Annotated in this window: 15 protein-coding genes; all 15 read right to left on the bottom strand. The window is 54.2% G+C overall.

Features of this window, described 5'->3' with window-relative positions; all coding sequences use genetic code 11:
- Positions 1–241: 241 nt before the first annotated feature.
- Complete coding sequence (locus GS12_RS23025) at positions 242–784, bottom strand: hypothetical protein (protein ID WP_052118467.1); 543 nt, start codon at positions 782–784, stop codon at positions 242–244.
- 8 nt (positions 785–792) lie between these two features.
- Positions 793–1,413: an N-acetylmuramidase family protein gene (locus GS12_RS14215; protein ID WP_235421181.1), complete on the bottom strand. Its 621-nt coding sequence runs from the start codon at positions 1,411–1,413 to the stop codon at positions 793–795.
- 317 nt (positions 1,414–1,730) lie between these two features.
- A complete protein-coding gene (locus GS12_RS14210; RefSeq protein ID WP_034948174.1) occupies positions 1,731–2,213 on the bottom strand; it encodes an Hcp family type VI secretion system effector in 483 nt (160 codons plus the stop codon).
- A 212-nt stretch (positions 2,214–2,425) separates the two neighbouring features.
- On the bottom strand, positions 2,426–3,925 hold the full coding sequence (tssC, locus tag GS12_RS14205) for a type VI secretion system contractile sheath large subunit (RefSeq protein WP_034948173.1): 1,500 nt from the start codon (positions 3,923–3,925) through the stop codon (positions 2,426–2,428).
- Positions 3,926–3,928: 3 nt separating this feature from the next.
- Positions 3,929–4,459 (bottom strand): type VI secretion system contractile sheath small subunit, encoded by a 531-nt coding sequence (tssB, locus tag GS12_RS14200; RefSeq protein ID WP_034912039.1) that lies wholly within the window; start codon positions 4,457–4,459, stop codon positions 3,929–3,931.
- Between the two features lie 45 nt (positions 4,460–4,504).
- Entirely contained in the window at positions 4,505–5,515 is a 1,011-nt protein-coding gene (gene tssA, locus GS12_RS14195) for a type VI secretion system protein TssA (protein WP_034948172.1), read from the bottom strand.
- 9 nt (positions 5,516–5,524) lie between these two features.
- Entirely contained in the window at positions 5,525–6,235 is a 711-nt protein-coding gene (gene tagF / locus GS12_RS14190; protein WP_034948171.1) for a type VI secretion system-associated protein TagF, read from the bottom strand.
- A gap of 16 nt (positions 6,236–6,251) precedes the next feature.
- Positions 6,252–9,866 carry a type VI secretion system membrane subunit TssM gene (gene tssM / locus GS12_RS14185; protein ID WP_034948169.1) on the bottom strand — a complete coding sequence of 1,205 codons (3,615 nt, stop codon included), beginning with the start codon at positions 9,864–9,866 and terminating at the stop codon, positions 6,252–6,254.
- A 3-nt stretch (positions 9,867–9,869) separates the two neighbouring features.
- Positions 9,870–11,105 (bottom strand): DotU family type VI secretion system protein, encoded by a 1,236-nt coding sequence (locus GS12_RS14180; protein ID WP_034912033.1) that lies wholly within the window; start codon positions 11,103–11,105, stop codon positions 9,870–9,872.
- Between the two features lie 17 nt (positions 11,106–11,122).
- Positions 11,123–12,463, bottom strand: a complete 1,341-nt coding sequence (gene tssK, locus GS12_RS14175) for a type VI secretion system baseplate subunit TssK (RefSeq protein ID WP_034912032.1) — start codon at positions 12,461–12,463, stop codon at positions 11,123–11,125.
- 25 nt (positions 12,464–12,488) lie between these two features.
- On the bottom strand, positions 12,489–12,995 hold the full coding sequence (tssJ, locus tag GS12_RS14170) for a type VI secretion system lipoprotein TssJ (protein ID WP_051937374.1): 507 nt from the start codon (positions 12,993–12,995) through the stop codon (positions 12,489–12,491).
- A 24-nt stretch (positions 12,996–13,019) separates the two neighbouring features.
- A complete protein-coding gene (locus tag GS12_RS14165; RefSeq protein WP_162834964.1) occupies positions 13,020–13,517 on the bottom strand; it encodes an SH3 domain-containing protein in 498 nt (165 codons plus the stop codon).
- 581 nt (positions 13,518–14,098) lie between these two features.
- Positions 14,099–14,779: a pyrimidine 5'-nucleotidase gene (gene yjjG, locus GS12_RS14160; protein WP_034912030.1), complete on the bottom strand. Its 681-nt coding sequence runs from the start codon at positions 14,777–14,779 to the stop codon at positions 14,099–14,101.
- Positions 14,780–14,795: 16 nt separating this feature from the next.
- Positions 14,796–15,236: a ribosomal protein S18-alanine N-acetyltransferase gene (gene rimI, locus GS12_RS14155; protein WP_034948166.1), complete on the bottom strand. Its 441-nt coding sequence runs from the start codon at positions 15,234–15,236 to the stop codon at positions 14,796–14,798.
- The gene (locus GS12_RS14150; protein ID WP_034948163.1) at positions 15,199–15,618 is read right to left on the bottom strand and encodes a DNA polymerase III subunit psi; all 420 of its coding nucleotides are present in this window, start codon (positions 15,616–15,618) and stop codon (positions 15,199–15,201) included. The genes rimI and GS12_RS14150 overlap by 38 nt, the downstream gene beginning before the upstream one ends.
- Positions 15,619–15,671 lie beyond the last annotated feature (53 nt).

Genomic DNA, 15,671 nt, shown 5'->3' with positions numbered 1-15,671 from the left:
CGATTCACATATTACACTTTCACAGACCATTAAATTTTATCTAAATTGAGTCTAACACAGGTCAAGCCATATACTATCTACCATCCCCTCACACCCTTGAATATCATCACCCTCAACTTACTGGATATTTAATACTTAAAGACTGAGAGTTTTGCTTACTTCCATTGATTACTTTCCCCCTAAAAACATATACTACCTGGATTAATCTTCTAACATAATTATCCAACGTTAGCAGAAAGAGCTATTTTTTTAATGCTCTCCTGAGATCTTGTATATTTTTCGCATCCGAATAAACTACTTTTTGCGTACTCATTTTATCAATAGTTATATTTTTACTACCCTTATCAATATTAAGAATAACATACTCCAGGCCTTCGATATCTCTTCCAAGCACGTTGTATATGATACCTATTTTAACATCCATATCAGCACCAGAGGAGACAATACCGATAGCGGATACGTTTTTACATGCTGGTATTTCCCACTCATCAAAACCTATAGTAGGTATGAATGATTGGATATCTTCACTATTAACAGACCATCCAATAAAGCATGCTGAGTTATGTATAATTTTACCTTTACCGGGAATAATTATACCAATATTCTTGTCTTCGTCGACAAGAGCGAATGTTTGATCTTGAAAGACAAACGGCTTTTCAATATTTAAAGTCAATGCTTTTTGATAAAGTGCATTTTCATACGGCTTTGGATCGGCGGGTTTGAGGGTTGTTTTAGCAACTGCACAGGCTGAGACCATGGCCAACATAACTAATAAATATTTCATTTTTTTCCTTATCTGTGTAATGCGCGATCATAATTATTTGACATTGTAACATCATATCCTTTTTCTTTATATGCTGGCCCATTATAAAGCCTTGCAAATCTCGACCAATTTTTATTAATTATAGCATTATTAAGCGCTGGGATATTTTTAACATGATTTACGAAGGCATATAATTGACCGCTTATGGTATTCATACCTTCCACGAATCCGCCAATACTACTAAATCCAGCCGTTGGATAATTATCACCCATTATTTGAAACGCTCCCCAAGATGCAGAACGCCATGCAGCCTCTTTATCCAACTCCATTGCCTTATAGAGTTTAGTATACTGTTCGCTAATACGGCCATACTTTACATATCTTGGACCTGAGACTTCAGGATGAGAAACGTCATATTTCCCTTTAGTTAACCTGCTAAAGTAATGCCTTTCATATAAAATCGAAGGACGGCCTTTGTTATCAAATGGACCGGTAATCTCTGTCTCAGTCATGACAATAGCTTTGATTGCAGCGACTTCGCAACTCAAGGCTTTTGCAGCACTAATGTACATATCTTCTGTGAGGCCTTTCTCATTCGCATTAAATGTCATTGAGACATGAGAAGTTGAGTGATTATGTAAATTGCGCATCGTTGGACCATGGGGTGAGACGATACCATCAGGACTTTTAATTTTTACAATTTTTTCCTGAAATTCTCTAATTCTGGCAATGGTTCCCCCCCCCCATAAATCCGTCTATTACCAATGAATTTGATGCATTGGTAATAACCTTATTACTGTTAAGTAGTGACTGCACAGTCTTAACATCCTGCATTTTATTTATTTGCCCAACTCCTACCGGATGACTTATTTTTACGGTACTCATTTTCAACTCCTTCTAAAAATACCTTAGTAAACATCCATACTATGTTATCAAAAATGGCCTCCTCTATGAGGAGGCGAATTTATTATGCTTCTTTATTTTCTTTAATGTTCCATCCTGCGCTACTTTCAGGACCCTTCCCACCGGATGAACTCTGCTCCCAGTATTGTTGTTTCACTTTTGATGCCTGGAAAGTATAGGTCATCGTTAAAGTATCTCCGTTGTCTGTTCCATTGTAATTCATGGAAGTAACCAGAACATCTTCCAGCGTAACACGAGCATATTCAATTTGAGACCCTCCTGCCTTACAAACTGAAACTTCAACTTTGGCAATATGCTTACCACTGGAACAGAATTTTAAAAGTGCGGTTGTAGACTTGTCGATAAGAGCTTCAATGCGTAAATCGTTAAAATTTACTTTACCCGCACCGCCACCACCACCAACGTTCATATTACCTGGCTGAGTTGCACCCCATGAGAATGAAGTGATATCTGTCCAACCATTATGATTAGAATCCTTCGATTCACCGGTTACACCATCAACTTTTAAGAACATATCAATAGCCATGATTATCTACTCTCAATTAGTTAAATTTTGCTTAAGATAAAGCACTGATATGGCAAACAGGAAAGCATGGGGCTGAATAAAACAGTCCATATTTTACCTCTGCCTCACTCTCGAATATCGCTACATGGAATATTCAGAGGATCGCTGGAATATTGCGGTAATATTCCCACGAATTTATTCAGAGGTAACTGCCGTCACCTCTGTAAAATTGATTACGCGTTATCCGCCTTCAACGACGGCAGCTTAGAGACCAGACGCAGTGATACCGTCAGGCCTTCCAACTGATAGTGCGGACGCAGGAAGAACTTGGCGGCGTAATAGCCCGGGTTGTCCTCGATCTCCTGCACCTCAACGTTCGCAGCAGCAAGCGGCTTGCGGGATTTGTCCTGCTGGGATGAGTTAGCCGGATCGCCATCGACATAGTTCATAATCCAGTCGTTCAGCCAGCGCTGCATTTCATCACGCTCGCGGAAAGAACCGATCTTGTCGCGCACGATGCACTTCAGATAGTGCGCAAAACGGCAGCAGGCGAACAGATACGGCAAACGTGAAGCCAGACGCGCGTTGGCGGTGGCGTCTGCGTCGTGATATTCCGCCGGCTTCTGCAACGATTGCGCGCCGATAAAGGCAGCAAAGTCGGAGTTCTTGCGGTGAACCAGCGGCATAAAGCCGTTTTTGGCCAGCTCGGCTTCACGACGATCGCTGATGGCGATCTCGGTCGGGCACTTCATGTCCACGCCGCCGTCGTCGCTCGGGAAGGTATGGCAGGGCAGATTTTCTACCGCGCCGCCGGACTCAACGCCGCGAATGGCGGTGCACCAGCCGTACTCTTTGAACGAGCGGTTGATGTTGGCAGCCATGGCATAAGCCGCGTTGGTCCAGGTGTAGTTGGCGTGGTTGGCGCCTTCAGTCTCTTCCTCAAAATCAAAGCTGTCGACCGGGTTGGAGCGAATGCCATAAGGCAGACGCGCAAGAAAACGCGGCATCACCAGCCCCAGGTAGCGCGCGTCCTCGGATTCACGCAGGCTGCGCCAGGCGGCGTATTCGCTGTTCTGGAAGATTTTGGTCAGATCGCGCGGGTTCGCCAGCTCCTGCCAGGACTCCATCTGCATCACTTCCGGCGCGGTGCCGGTGATGAACGGACAGTGCGACGCAGAACCAATGCGCGCCATTTCTCCCAGCAGCTCCACGTCCTGCGGGCTGTGATCGAAGTAGTAATCGCCCACCAGGCAGCCAAACGGCTCGCCGCCGAACTGACCATATTCCTCTTCGTAGATTTTTTTGAAGATCGGGCTCTGATCCCAGCCCACGCCTTTATAGCGCTTCAGCGTGCGGCCCAGTTCCTGCTTGGAGATGCTCATAAAGCGAATTTTCAGCATCTCGTCGGTTTCGGTGTTGTTCACCAGGTAGCTCAGTCCGCGCCACGCGCCTTCCAGCTTCTGAAAGTCTTCATGGTGGATGATCTGGTTGACCTGCTGAGACAGCTTCTCATCAATTTCACCGATAAGCGCCTGAATGGTGCGGTAGGCATCGCTGGAGACGGTGACGCTGTTTTCCAGCGCCTGCTGCGCCAGCGTTTTTACCGCACTTTCAACCGCCGAGCGCGCGGTGTCGGTTTTCGGACGGAACTCTTTGTTCAGCAATGAACTGAACTCGTCCTGGCTCCAGCCCTGCTGCTGTTCCTGCTGCTGCTGCTGTGATGGATTGCTCATCGTTTATGCCTCCCCGCCTTTGTTCTCAGCATCATCCTGCTTTGGCAGATGGCTGAGCGACTTAAGCAGCGTTGGATCCTGCAAAATTTTCGAGATCAGCTCTTCCGCGCCGTTTTTGCCATCCATATAGGTCAGCAGATTAGAAAGCTCGGTACGCGCTTCCAGCAGCTTATTCAGCGGCTCAACGTTGCGCGCCACGGCATCTGGCGAGAAGTCTTCCATGCTGTTAAAGGTAAGGTCGATATTCAGACGGCCTTCGCCGGTCAGCGTATTGTCGGCCTGAAAAGCCACGCGGGGCTTCAGCGCCTTCATACGCTCATCGAAATTATCGATATCGATCTCCATGAATTTTCGCTCATCGACGGCGGGCAGGCCTTCGACCGGCTTGCCGACCAGATCTGCCATGACGCCCATAACGAACGGCAGCTGAATTTTGCGTTCCGCACCATAGATCTCCACGTCGTACTCAATTTGTACGCGCGGCGCGCGGTTACGGGCGATAAACTTCTGCCCACTGGATTTACTGATTGCCATGGTGTTCTCCATTGGTATGCGCGGTAAAAAGGGTGAACGCCGGGGTTATCCGTCGCGGCGTCCGAAAATGTTTTCCAACTGATGAACGCCGTCCGGAGCCAGGTCGCGAATGATGTCCATAAAGTCCATTTCGATCATCCGCTGTACGCGGTCGATCATCAGCGGAGCCGGATGGCTTGGCTCATGCTGCACAAAGTACTGCTTTACTTTTTCTAACATCAGTTGTGCATCCGCGCGCGAGGTGGGCTGCGCGCTGCGCCAGTCAACGCCGTGACTCACCTTTTTTTGCACCGGTCTTTCCGACGCGGTTTCCAGCGGTTGGGCGGCAGGTATCAGCGTTGAAAGATCGGTGGCGACGCACGCCTCCACAACGGTCTGAACGGTTTTCATCAACTGCGCCATTTCAGGCACACCGGTTTCACCTAAATGGCTGACCAGCGTGGCCCGTATGGTTTGCAAACGCTCACTTATATCCAGCAGAGCCTCAACGCCAGGCTGGCCGCCGCGCGCCAGTTCGTCGATTAAACGCGCGCGCCCGCCCGGATAGTCCGGGCAGTCTGTTTTGCTACCGTCCAACAGCGCGCAGGCGTCACGCAGCGAAATCTCATCGGAGGCGCTGCGTAGCAACGGCGCCTGACGCACAGCGTTAGTAAGCGCTGACTTATCACCAAGCGCGCCCAGCGCATTGATTCGATAAAAAGGGTCGTGATGCCCATCCTCCTCCAGCATCGGCCAGAGCGGCGTCCACCACTGGTTCAGCGCCTGCTCGATCAGCGCAAGCCCGTTAGCGTAACCGGGCAGCCCTTTGAGCTGTGTTCTGGCCCGCGTCAATGCCAACATCACCCGCAGATCTTTGGTACGGGTGAGTAGATCGCTCGCCAGCCGCTCCACTTTGTTCCAGTCCGGCGGCTCGGCAGGAATGATGGTTGTGCCAAACTGCTGCTCGGCTTTGCCTTCGCTGGCCTGATCCATCGCCATGTAGTCCGCGTCATATTCCAGATTCTCGCCGCAGGGGCGGTCGTCACTGACCGGTACGAGAAGCGCATCAATATTCATCGTGATTCCTTATTCAAACATCGGCGGGTAGAGGCCGTGCCGCCCCGGTTTAGCCCCTGCCGCCGGGTCGAACAACATCGTAAAGAGCTGGCTGGTAAAGTTGCCGCTGTGAATGTGGGTATAAAGCGGATAGCCGTCGGTCTGATTCGTCCACCAGAAGCTGGTTGGTCGCTGCGGATCGAAGCTCTCGCACGCCTGCCGCCAGCTCAGCGTGCAGGGCCGATCGCCGCGTCCGATGACGTCCAGAATTTCCGAACGCTGCGCATCGGAAGGCACCTGGGGCGTGGGAACCGACAGCAATGCCTCGTCCAACTGCGTGGCGGAATAGCCTTCGCGCACCGCCTGTATCAATACGCGCCCCAGTTGTTGATACCATTCTCCGGCCATCGACAGCTGCGAAAGCGCCCAGCTCTGCGGCGAAAAGGTCATCAGCGCGCAGACCGGATACTGCCGCCCGACGCTGTCACGCGCAGGAAGCAGGCAGCCCATCTGCACCAGCTGGCTGCCGAGCATCGGCGGCACGATAAAATTCCAGACGGGCGCACTGCTGAACTTTTGTTCGCTGTCAGGGCGCTGCTCTTCGTTCTGTTGCCAGTTAAGTAACCCTACCTGAAACCAGTGGGTCCACTGCTGCCAGATGGCATCAGGAAAACGGCGCTTTAAGAAATCACCGGCACTGGGCAATTTTCCATACCAGCCAATCGCGGGCGTCTGGCTCATCATCATTTCCTTGCAGTTATGGGCATGAGAACCCGGGAAGCTGAAACGGGTTGCGAATACTGTTCGGGGTGAATTCCAGCACCACGCGGTGGCCGTTGACGTTAAATGTCGCCTGACGGCTGAGGCTGCCTGCGCCGCGTGCTTGTTGGGCGCGATCAAAGAAACGGTTCAGTGCCCAGGGGCCGTTGGTGACCAGCGTCGCGGTCGTGCCATCGGCCAGACCGAGTTGCATTCTCACCTGACTGGTGCCGCCCGGCCCCGGCCAGTTCATCAGCTGTACCGCCTGCGGCCCGTGACTGTAGCGCAGCAGCTGACCATCAACGTCCAGCGAAAGCGTGAGAATATTGTTATCCATTTGCACCGTGCGTACCGTCACGCGAAACGCGGGCGAGGCGGCGCCGTTGGCGAAAAAAGCGTCGCGAATGCTTTGCGCCTGCTGAAACGGTCGCAGCACGCTTTCGCCGCCGGGCAGCGTTTTGCCGTCGATGCCTGGGGTAAAGCGCCAGTTCGCCTGGGTGGTATCGACCTTGTTCGCCAGGTTATCGCGAAAGAAGCTGTCCATCAGGCCAGTGCCTGGCGCAAACATGCGCGCCAGGTCGTCCGGCGTCACTTCCGCGCGGCCATTGCGCGAAAGCGGATAGCGTCCGGCAATCGCCTGGCGGCAGAAGCTGCCGACTTCCACGTTGATGCGCTTGCGCACGTTATCAAGATCGCGGCGCTGCGTGTCGCTGCTGGCGCCCACCGCCATGCTGGTGAACATGTTTTGCAGGGCGCCCGGCAGCCGTCCCGCACTGGCCTGAAGACGGCTGATCGCATCGCCGGCAGGCGGCGGCATACCGCTGTTTGCCGCGTCCTGCACCGCCGTCAGATAGCGATAGAGATCGTCGATCTGCTTCAGGAAATCATCAAAGGCGATGGTTTTACCGCCTTTTTCCAGCGGCTGCGCCAGCTCGATGATCGGCGCAAAGTGAGCAGTTACTGACTGTTCAGGCGCCTGCTGCTGGCTGGTATCGGTCGTGTTCTGTCGGGAACGGAACAGCGCGTCGAGCGTATTGCTTGCCATGCTGCCGGTCTTGTTTTCCGCCTGGGTTTTGTCGTCCCCAGGCGCTGCTTTTTCCAGTACCAGATAGTGACTGAGGTTAATCACCAGCTTGCGCAGCGGCGAGTTGCTGCCGGAAAGCAGGCGCGCGGCGTTGATGCGCTGGGAGAGATCCGCGCTGCTGTTCAGTTGAATATCCTGTAACAGCGCATCCCATTGCCGCATGTAATCGGCCATGTAGAGTTGACGCACGGCGAGGTCGGTCTGCGCTTTGGTTTCGCCGCCAACCTGTCCGCCCAGCACCCAGCGATCGTCGTCGTGCAGCGCCGCCGTCACGCTGTCGATATTCTTATCGAAACTGTTCCAGTAGCCGTCCGGCGTGAACAGACCGGGAATGCCGTCGCCGATGGATTTACCGCTTTTGCGCGCCAGCACCAGCTCACTCTGCGGACCGCCCAGCGAAGCCAGCGATACCGGTTTCAGGCTTTCATCCCTTTGTAGCAGGCGCCTGAGGCGTCCGTAGACCCGCTGCGACAGCGGCATCTGATTAATCAGCGCCTGCTCGCGCTTTACCAGCGCATCATCCCGCGCGTAAGGGGACGCCTGGATCTGCGTCTCCAGCAACTGCATCAGGTGCCATTCGAGCTGTTTGGTCTGCTCACGCGTCACGTTCTGCGGCTGATTGCGCTGGATATTGAGCATCACCCACGCATGCAGAAATTTGCCGTCGTAATGCTTCGGTTGATAAAGCATCTGGTAAGCCTTCAGCGCTTCGTAGCTGTAATCCGCATCGCTGCCGTTGTCGTTACGCAGCCAGGTGGTGATCATCCTGGCAACCTGCGGCATGAGTAACTGTTGCAGTGATTTCTGATACAGCGCCTGGGTGGCATCGGTCACCTCCACGCCGCGATACAGCCCCATGCGCCGGGTGATCGGCGGATCGTTCAGATCGAAATCGTCGCTTTCAGGGAGTTTCACCACGCCGTTGAGGAAGGGAAGTAGCGCATAGAGATCGCTCAGATCGCCGGCCTCCAGGTTGCGGCTCAGTTGCACCACCTTCGGCACTTTCGCATTCACGGCGTGCAGATAGGCTTTATTGTTACGGAAGCTGGTTGTCCACAGCAGCGCCGCAATCACCAGCACCGCCGCCAGCAGCAGATAGCCCGACCACAGCACCGCGCGGTTGCGCAGTTCCCACCAGCGGTTACTGCCCGCCAGGCCCGCTTCCTGAAAGATGACGTTTTGCAGCAGATCCTTAAGGAAAAAGCTCTGGCCTTTGTTGGCCGGGATCGGCGCCTCTTTGTTGACGTTGTTCCAGTTGCCGCTGGTGCCGCTTTCGGTATCAGGAAGCTGTAGCGCGCGGCTCAGCTCGCCCATGACCCGGTCAAACGGCAGGCCTTCCTGCGTGCCGCTGGCAAAGTAGATACCGCGCGGCGAAAACTGCGTTTCAAAGTTGGAACGGGCAAATACCGTATCAAGGTAGTCATGAAGCAGCGGGCGAAGCGCGGCAAACTCCTGCGGGAAGAGATAGCTCTCTGCGCGTGTCCGGGCGTCGCTCTCCTGAAGCAGCGTGTCCGGCAGTCCGGCGTCCAGCCGCTGCTGAAGGAGCGCGAACTCCTGCGTGAAGGTGCTTAACAGGTCAAAATCCGCATGCTTCGAGCGCTCCCACGGAAAGGTGAAGCCCCACACCTGGTCGCGCTGCGCCTTATCGAACTTTGCAAAATAGGCGCGAAAGCCCTTCAGCAGATCGGTTTTCGTTACCAGCACGTAGACTGGAAAACGAATGCCGAGTTGTTCGTGCAGCTCGGTCAGCCGCTGGCGCAGCGAAATCGCCTGCTGCTGCGAAGTCTCTGCGGATTGGGTGAGCAGATCGGATACGCTAATGGTGACGATCACGCCATTGATCGGCTGACGCCCGCGGTATTTGCGCAGCAGGCCGATAAAATTGTTCCATTCGCCCGCGTCCTGCTGCTCTTCACTTTGCTGCATGGTGTAGCGGCCTGCGGTATCCAGCAGCACCGCTTCATTGGTGAACCACCAGTCGCAGTTGCGCGTTCCACCGATACCGCGTAGCGCCGCCTTGCCAAAGCGGTCGGCAAGCGGAAACTGAAGCCCGGAGTTAACCAGCGCGGTGGTTTTGCCCGCGCCGGGCGCGCCAATGATCACGTACCAGGGAAGCTGATAGAGATACTGGCGACTGAAGCGTTGCGTCCAGCGGCGGTTGCCTGCACGGCTGAAGTGCGCTTTTTTCAGCAGATCTGACGCTTCGGAGAAGCGCTCGGCCAGCACCCGATCCTCATTAGTCAGACGTTTGCGATCGGGATCGGCGCTCTCTTCTGAGGTGGATTTCAGGCTGCCCATCAGCTTGCGGTTGAGCCAGGCGTTGTAGAGCCGCGGCACAAGATTACTCAAACCCCAGACGATATAGAGCAGCGCGATACTGATTTGACGGTTGACTTCCGGTTCGAGCGGACGTGAGTCGACAATAGAAAACACCGGCCCGATCACCCAGATGATAAAGGAGAGCGCGGTGATACCGACAAATCCCCACATCAGCCGGTTAGTCATAATGGCGAAAAAAATATTCAGCATCCGTTAATTTCCTTGCTGCAAGCCGTTGATCTCCGCACGCGTATTCTGCGGAGAAACTAACAGCGTGATGTCCACCCGGCGGTTGCGCGCGCGGTTTTCCGCCGTGGTGTTGGGCACCAGCGGATTGGTTTCGCCTCGTCCTTCCGCCTTCACGCGCTGCGGCTGGCTCAGATGCTGTTGCAGCCGCTCCTGTACCGACTGCGCACGCGCGAGGGAAAGTTCATAATTGGAGGCGAAGCGGGCGCTGCGGATCGGCACATTGTCGCTGTAGCCCACCACCAGAATACGGCCGTTAACGTTGTTCATCGCCTGGGCAATGCGATCAAGCACCTGCTCATAGCGCCCGCGTACGGCGGTCGAGCCGGAGGTGAACAGGCCATCGCCCTTCAGCGTCACCACGCTGCGATCGGCCTCATCGCGAACCGCCACCAATCCCTGCTCAATTTCAGGGCGTAAAAAGGCCTTCAGGTTGAGCGCAGCCGGCGGCGGCGGCGCCGGGTTATTGATGGTCACTTCCGGCAGCGGCGTTTGATAAACGGCGGCCAGCACCGGACTGGTCGCGTCGCCGAGACGCCAGTTGAGCAGGATGTAAAACAGACAGGCGAGGAAACCAACCAGCGCGGCGCAGGCCCACAGCGGCACGACTGGTCGCCACAGTTTGCGCATAACGGGATGATCTTCCGGATGGGGAGAGAGCGGCGGCGCGTAACCGCCACGCACGGAGCGGATCATCTGCAACAGACGCTGTTTGATGGTTTCCAACTGGGAGCGACCATTGTCCAGCACGCGGTAGCGGCCTTCAAAACCCAGTTGCAGGCAGTAGTTGATCAGTTCCAGCAGTGCAATCTGCTCGCGCGGATTTTGCGAAAGTTTGGCGAGCAGTTGAAAAAACTTTTCGCCGCCCCAGGTTTCATTATGAAAGGTGACCAGCAGCCCCTGCCCCGGCCAGACGCCGCGGCTGCCCCACGGCGTGAGCGCGGCGGCTTCGTCCAGCGCGGTGCAAAGACAATAGCGTGCGCCAATAATGACCTCATACGGCAGCGACGCCCGCTGGCAGTTCATTTCGAACTGACGGATTTCATCAATCAGTCGCTGGCGCAAACCTGCGGGATCGTCATGAGTGACCGAGTGACGAATTTGTGGAATGGCGTTGAGCAAACCGTTTGCCGCCGCCACCAGCGGATTGCTGCTGCTGGCGCCGGTAAAGAGATCGTTCTGAGTAGCCTGTCGTTCCTGCATCTTTTCTGTTCCCTGCGTCAGGCTGAGTGATTACGAACGGCCCAGAACTCCATGGTCAGGCCAGGGAAGTCGCCGGCGAGATGGAGCGCAAAGGTGCCGGATTTTTCCATCTCCAGCCACAGTTCGCTCCCCTTCTCCAGCTCGAAGTAGCTGTAGCCGACATGCCAGGGAATTTGCGGCGGCGCGGCAGGCATAGCGCGCAGCACCATACCCGGCAGTTGGAGCTGAACCAGATCGCGGATTTTGGTTACCGGCGCCACCTTCATCTGTGCGGGGAAGTGCGTTTGCAACATGTCGCCCGGCACGTTGGCGCGAACGGCCAGTACAAAACCGAAATCGTGCACCATGGAGCTGGTCGGCACCGTCGCCACGTTCAGGCCGTGGGAACGTTCGGTCAGCGGCAGTTGGATCGCGTTCTCTTCCATCACCAGCGACAATCCCTGACGCAGCGTCAGCATCAGTTTGCTGAAGCAGCGCGCCAGGTCGTCATGGTCATAGACCGGCAAGGCGTCCGGGGTACGCGACGGCGTGTACGTGGTCAGTTCGCAGGCGAAAGCCAACCAGTGGGCGAAGAGCTTTTCAGGATGGAGCAGCGGCAGATTTTTAAGATGGCTGGCCTGCCCGACGTGGTGGTTAATCAGCGCCAGCAGCATAAAATCGACTAAATCGGCGGTATTGAAGCGTCCCGGCTGTTGCAGGCGCTGACCGATCTGCTGGCTTCGCTGCATCAGCAGGCCGGCGATATCATTGAGCCAGCTATCGAGCTGCGAATGAGCCCCGCTGTGCAGCATCGGCGGAATGTAGCTGCTGTCGAGCTGTACCTGATTGTCGCTGCGTTTTTCCGCCACGCTGACCACCGCCATCGCCGTCCATTCCGCCGACAGCTCGCTCTCCGGCATCAGCCGCAGGCGTAGTTTACCGAACTGTACCGCCGCCGCGCCGACGGACATGGCGTTGAAGTCGTCCACTTCCTGTTCGAAACTGACGTAGCGCGCGAGGGAGTCGGCTGTTTCGCTAAAGATGACTTCTTCGCGTCCGTTGCGCCGCGCGGGTAGCGCCAGCACGACTTTCTCGCCGATCTGATTGTCGGCAATCTCAATCGGAGGCGGCGCGCCGTTCGCGTCACGAAAAGAGAAAAACGTTCCGTCAGGCAGCAGTCCGCTGGCAGAACTGAGTGCGATTTTCCCCTGTTGCAGCATCCCTTCGTCAATTTCATAATCGAGAAAGCCCCACATCCACGGGCGCTGCGCGCTGCCCCACTGGCGGAGCGCGCTGAGTTGGTAACTTTCTGACTGCTGGAAATGATGCGGGCGCAGAAACATGCCCTCGGTCCAGACCACTTTCTTGGCATTATTCATAATGGCTTCCGTTTACAGTCAATGCTTATTGGCCCACGACGCGCAAACCGCCAATATCGGCGATGATTTCCGCTTTCAGCTCGTCCGTCGAACTCTGCCAGAATTTGTAAAAGCTGGCGCTTCCCGGCGCGGGCAACGGCAGAGAGAGTCGCCATTTTTTCCCGTCAAGCGTTTGATATTCTGCCAGAATGCCGATGTAACGCGCTTCCGGGATGCTTTGTCCGCTCACCGTTTTGTTGAGTTGTCCTGGCATCAGGAAGAACTGTTCGCTGTTAAGCAGGTTGCCGCCCAACAGGGCAGCGGCATTGTTTTGCAACGAATAAAAATCAGCGGACATGAAGTCGGCATCCGACTTCAGCAGCATGACCCTGACTTTGAGCGGCGCAGCATTATTGACCTGCGGGTGAGCCTGAAACATCAGGTTGTATTGAGAAGGATCGCTGTGTGAAGAGGAAGAACAGCCCGTCAACAGGCCGAACGTGATAAGGAAAAGCGCCTGAAGGATCAGGCGCTGAAACAGGTTTATTTTCATCATATTACAGCCATAAGCGCATGTTTATTCGATGATCCAGGTGCCATTGTTATTGTTCTGGCAGGCCTTGCTGTCGCCATCGACGGCAACACAGGTTTTTTTCGCTGGCGTCCGGGGACGTTTGCGGCGCGAATCGGCCTTTACCGTGCTGTTATAAAGATCGCTCTTTACAACCGCACGCAGCGGAACATACCCAAGCAGTTGCTCCTGATCCTGCTCCGCAATGGCGAACCAGTTATTTTCAACGCTGCCAAGCACCGTATAGGTTTTGCCGGTCTCCAGATAGCTCACCACCTTGCCGCCAAAGTCTGGCCGCGTCATGACCGACGCGCTATATAACGCGCGATACGCCTCATTCACTGGCGTAAATGTTTTGGGTGGCTGTACAGCATGGCGGTGAGTGAGCTTAACGCCATCAACCGTGCTGGAGACGACAGTGTCATCCGTCATCGGCGGCGGTGGCGTTTTACATCCGGAAACCATCAAAACAAAAAGCAGGCTGAGCGCAATTCGACTATTCACCATGATCCTCATGTAGTTTTAGAGAGTAAAAAAGCGCCGCTCCGGCTGGAGCTTCGCCATAACCATCGCCAGAGGGCAATAGCGTAACGGTATCGATTAATCCATATAAATCATACCAGTAAGATATCGCGCAGTGCCATAGCTACCGCACGAGTACGCACGTGACGCACTACGCGATGACAACGCTACAGCTCAATGAGTAATTTCATGCAAGTTTACAGAGTCACGCTGTTTATTCAAGATTGCTGGTAGCACAACAACAAGGTTAAGCGAATTTTAACTGAGAGAAATAAGGTAAATTCTTGTGAATTGGCCCTGAAAATCGCACATTAACCATAATCACACGCTAATTTAGCCCTTGCTTTATTTCTTTGTAAAATATAAATAGCATTTTTTATATCAATAAATTATATAAGAAGGGCTTAAATATTTCTTTTTGGATACATATTTACAACAACTGAGATATTGAGACAGCCGTCTCCAGAGAAAAATGAGGTTTTTCTTGATATGAAAGCGCCTTTTCAGGATTTAACACCAGAAAATAGCGCCTTATAGAGGATAACTATTCGGAAAAAGCAAACTTAAGTGATAAGAATCGTTTCCAGTTCTTTCAGCGTTTTTACCTGCCAGGTCGGATGAATTCCCTCTGGCAAAACGCGTCCGTCGGCGTTGAGCCAGCAGGTCGCCAGGCCTGCATTCATGCCGCCCAGAATGTCTGAATCCGGATTATCGCCCACCATCAACACGCGATCGCGGGGCGGGTTTCCCATTTTTTCCAGTGCATAGTTGAATATTGCCGGATGCGGTTTGGCATGCCCAACCTGTTCTGAAATAACCAGCAGATCAAAACAGTCGATAAAGCCGGTACGTTCCAGACGGGCCTGCTGAAGCGCGGTAAAGCCGTTGGTGATGATGCCCATATTGACGCGCCCTTTCAGGCTGTTGATCAGGTTCACCGCGCCCGCAAGCGGAACACAAACCTCCGCCATCGCCGCCAGGTAACCGCTGTTCAGATCGTGCGGCATCACGTTCAGCCGATCCGCCCAGCCCTGAAAGCGCTGATGCTGGAGTTGGAGCGCCGTAATGGCGCCGTTCTGATAATCAACCCACAGCGGTTTATTGATCGCCTGGTAATCGTCGTAATCCTGTGCGGTAAAGGTCACGTCATACTGCTGGAACAGGCGCTGCAAACCAGCAAACGCGTCGAAGTGAAACAGCGTGTCGTCTGCGTCGAAGAGGATCCAGTCCCACTCATTTAACATGTTGATAAACCCTTTTTTAAATAATCAGCGCCATAATGACGGCGTCTTCCCGACCGTTGGCTGCGGGATAATAGTTGCGGCGCACCGTGACCTCATTGAAATTCAGCCTGGTATAAAGAGCAATAGCCGGATGATTGGAGGCACGGACTTCCAGCCAGAGCGTATGCACATTGCGCTGCGCCAGTGCAGCAATCACATGTTGTAGCAGCTCCTGCCCAAGACCCTGGCGCTGAAAGGTGGGATCAACCGCAAGGTTAAACAGCGTAGCCTCATCCAGCACAATTTGCGTGATAGCGAAAGCCGCTATTTTACCGTCAACGTCCAGCCGATAATTCAGATATCGCTCGCCCTGATTGCTGGCCAGCGTTTGTTCGGTCCACGGGAAGGCATGCGCGCGCTGCTCAATGGCAAATGCGGCGTCAAGATCGTTCTGCGTCAGTAAAGAAATCGGATTCATAGTGGGAAATCTGCTGCCAGAGCGCCTTTTTAGCGTTGGGGTTGTGGTAAAGCTCCGCAAGCGCAGGCGAAGCAATCTGCGAGCCCGCAAGGGAAACCGGCGCGTCAAGGCCAAGGCACCAGCTAACGCAGCGCGTCTCATCGGGCAGCATCGCGAGTTGTTCAGGCGTCAGCACCATTACCTGCGGTTCTTTCACCTGCATTGCACGCAGCACATCACAAAGTAGCGGATCGGAAAGCGGTGGCGGCACGCTGGCAACAATCAGCAGGCGCGTCTCTGACGCAAGCGAGATGGACACCTCGCCCTGAAGCGCGCGCGGACGCCGCAGCGTATACTGCGTAATGCCCATTTGCTGTAATAACCGGTCGCGTCTGGAAGACATCGTTTACTTTCTCCGCCCGAATACGTCGCTATGCTAACAAACCCACTGGCCTG

The sequence above is a fragment of the Erwinia oleae genome (assembly GCF_000770305.1).
GTDB lineage: Bacteria > Pseudomonadota > Gammaproteobacteria > Enterobacterales > Enterobacteriaceae > Erwinia > Erwinia oleae.
This window is presented reverse-complemented; position numbering and strand designations above follow the sequence as displayed.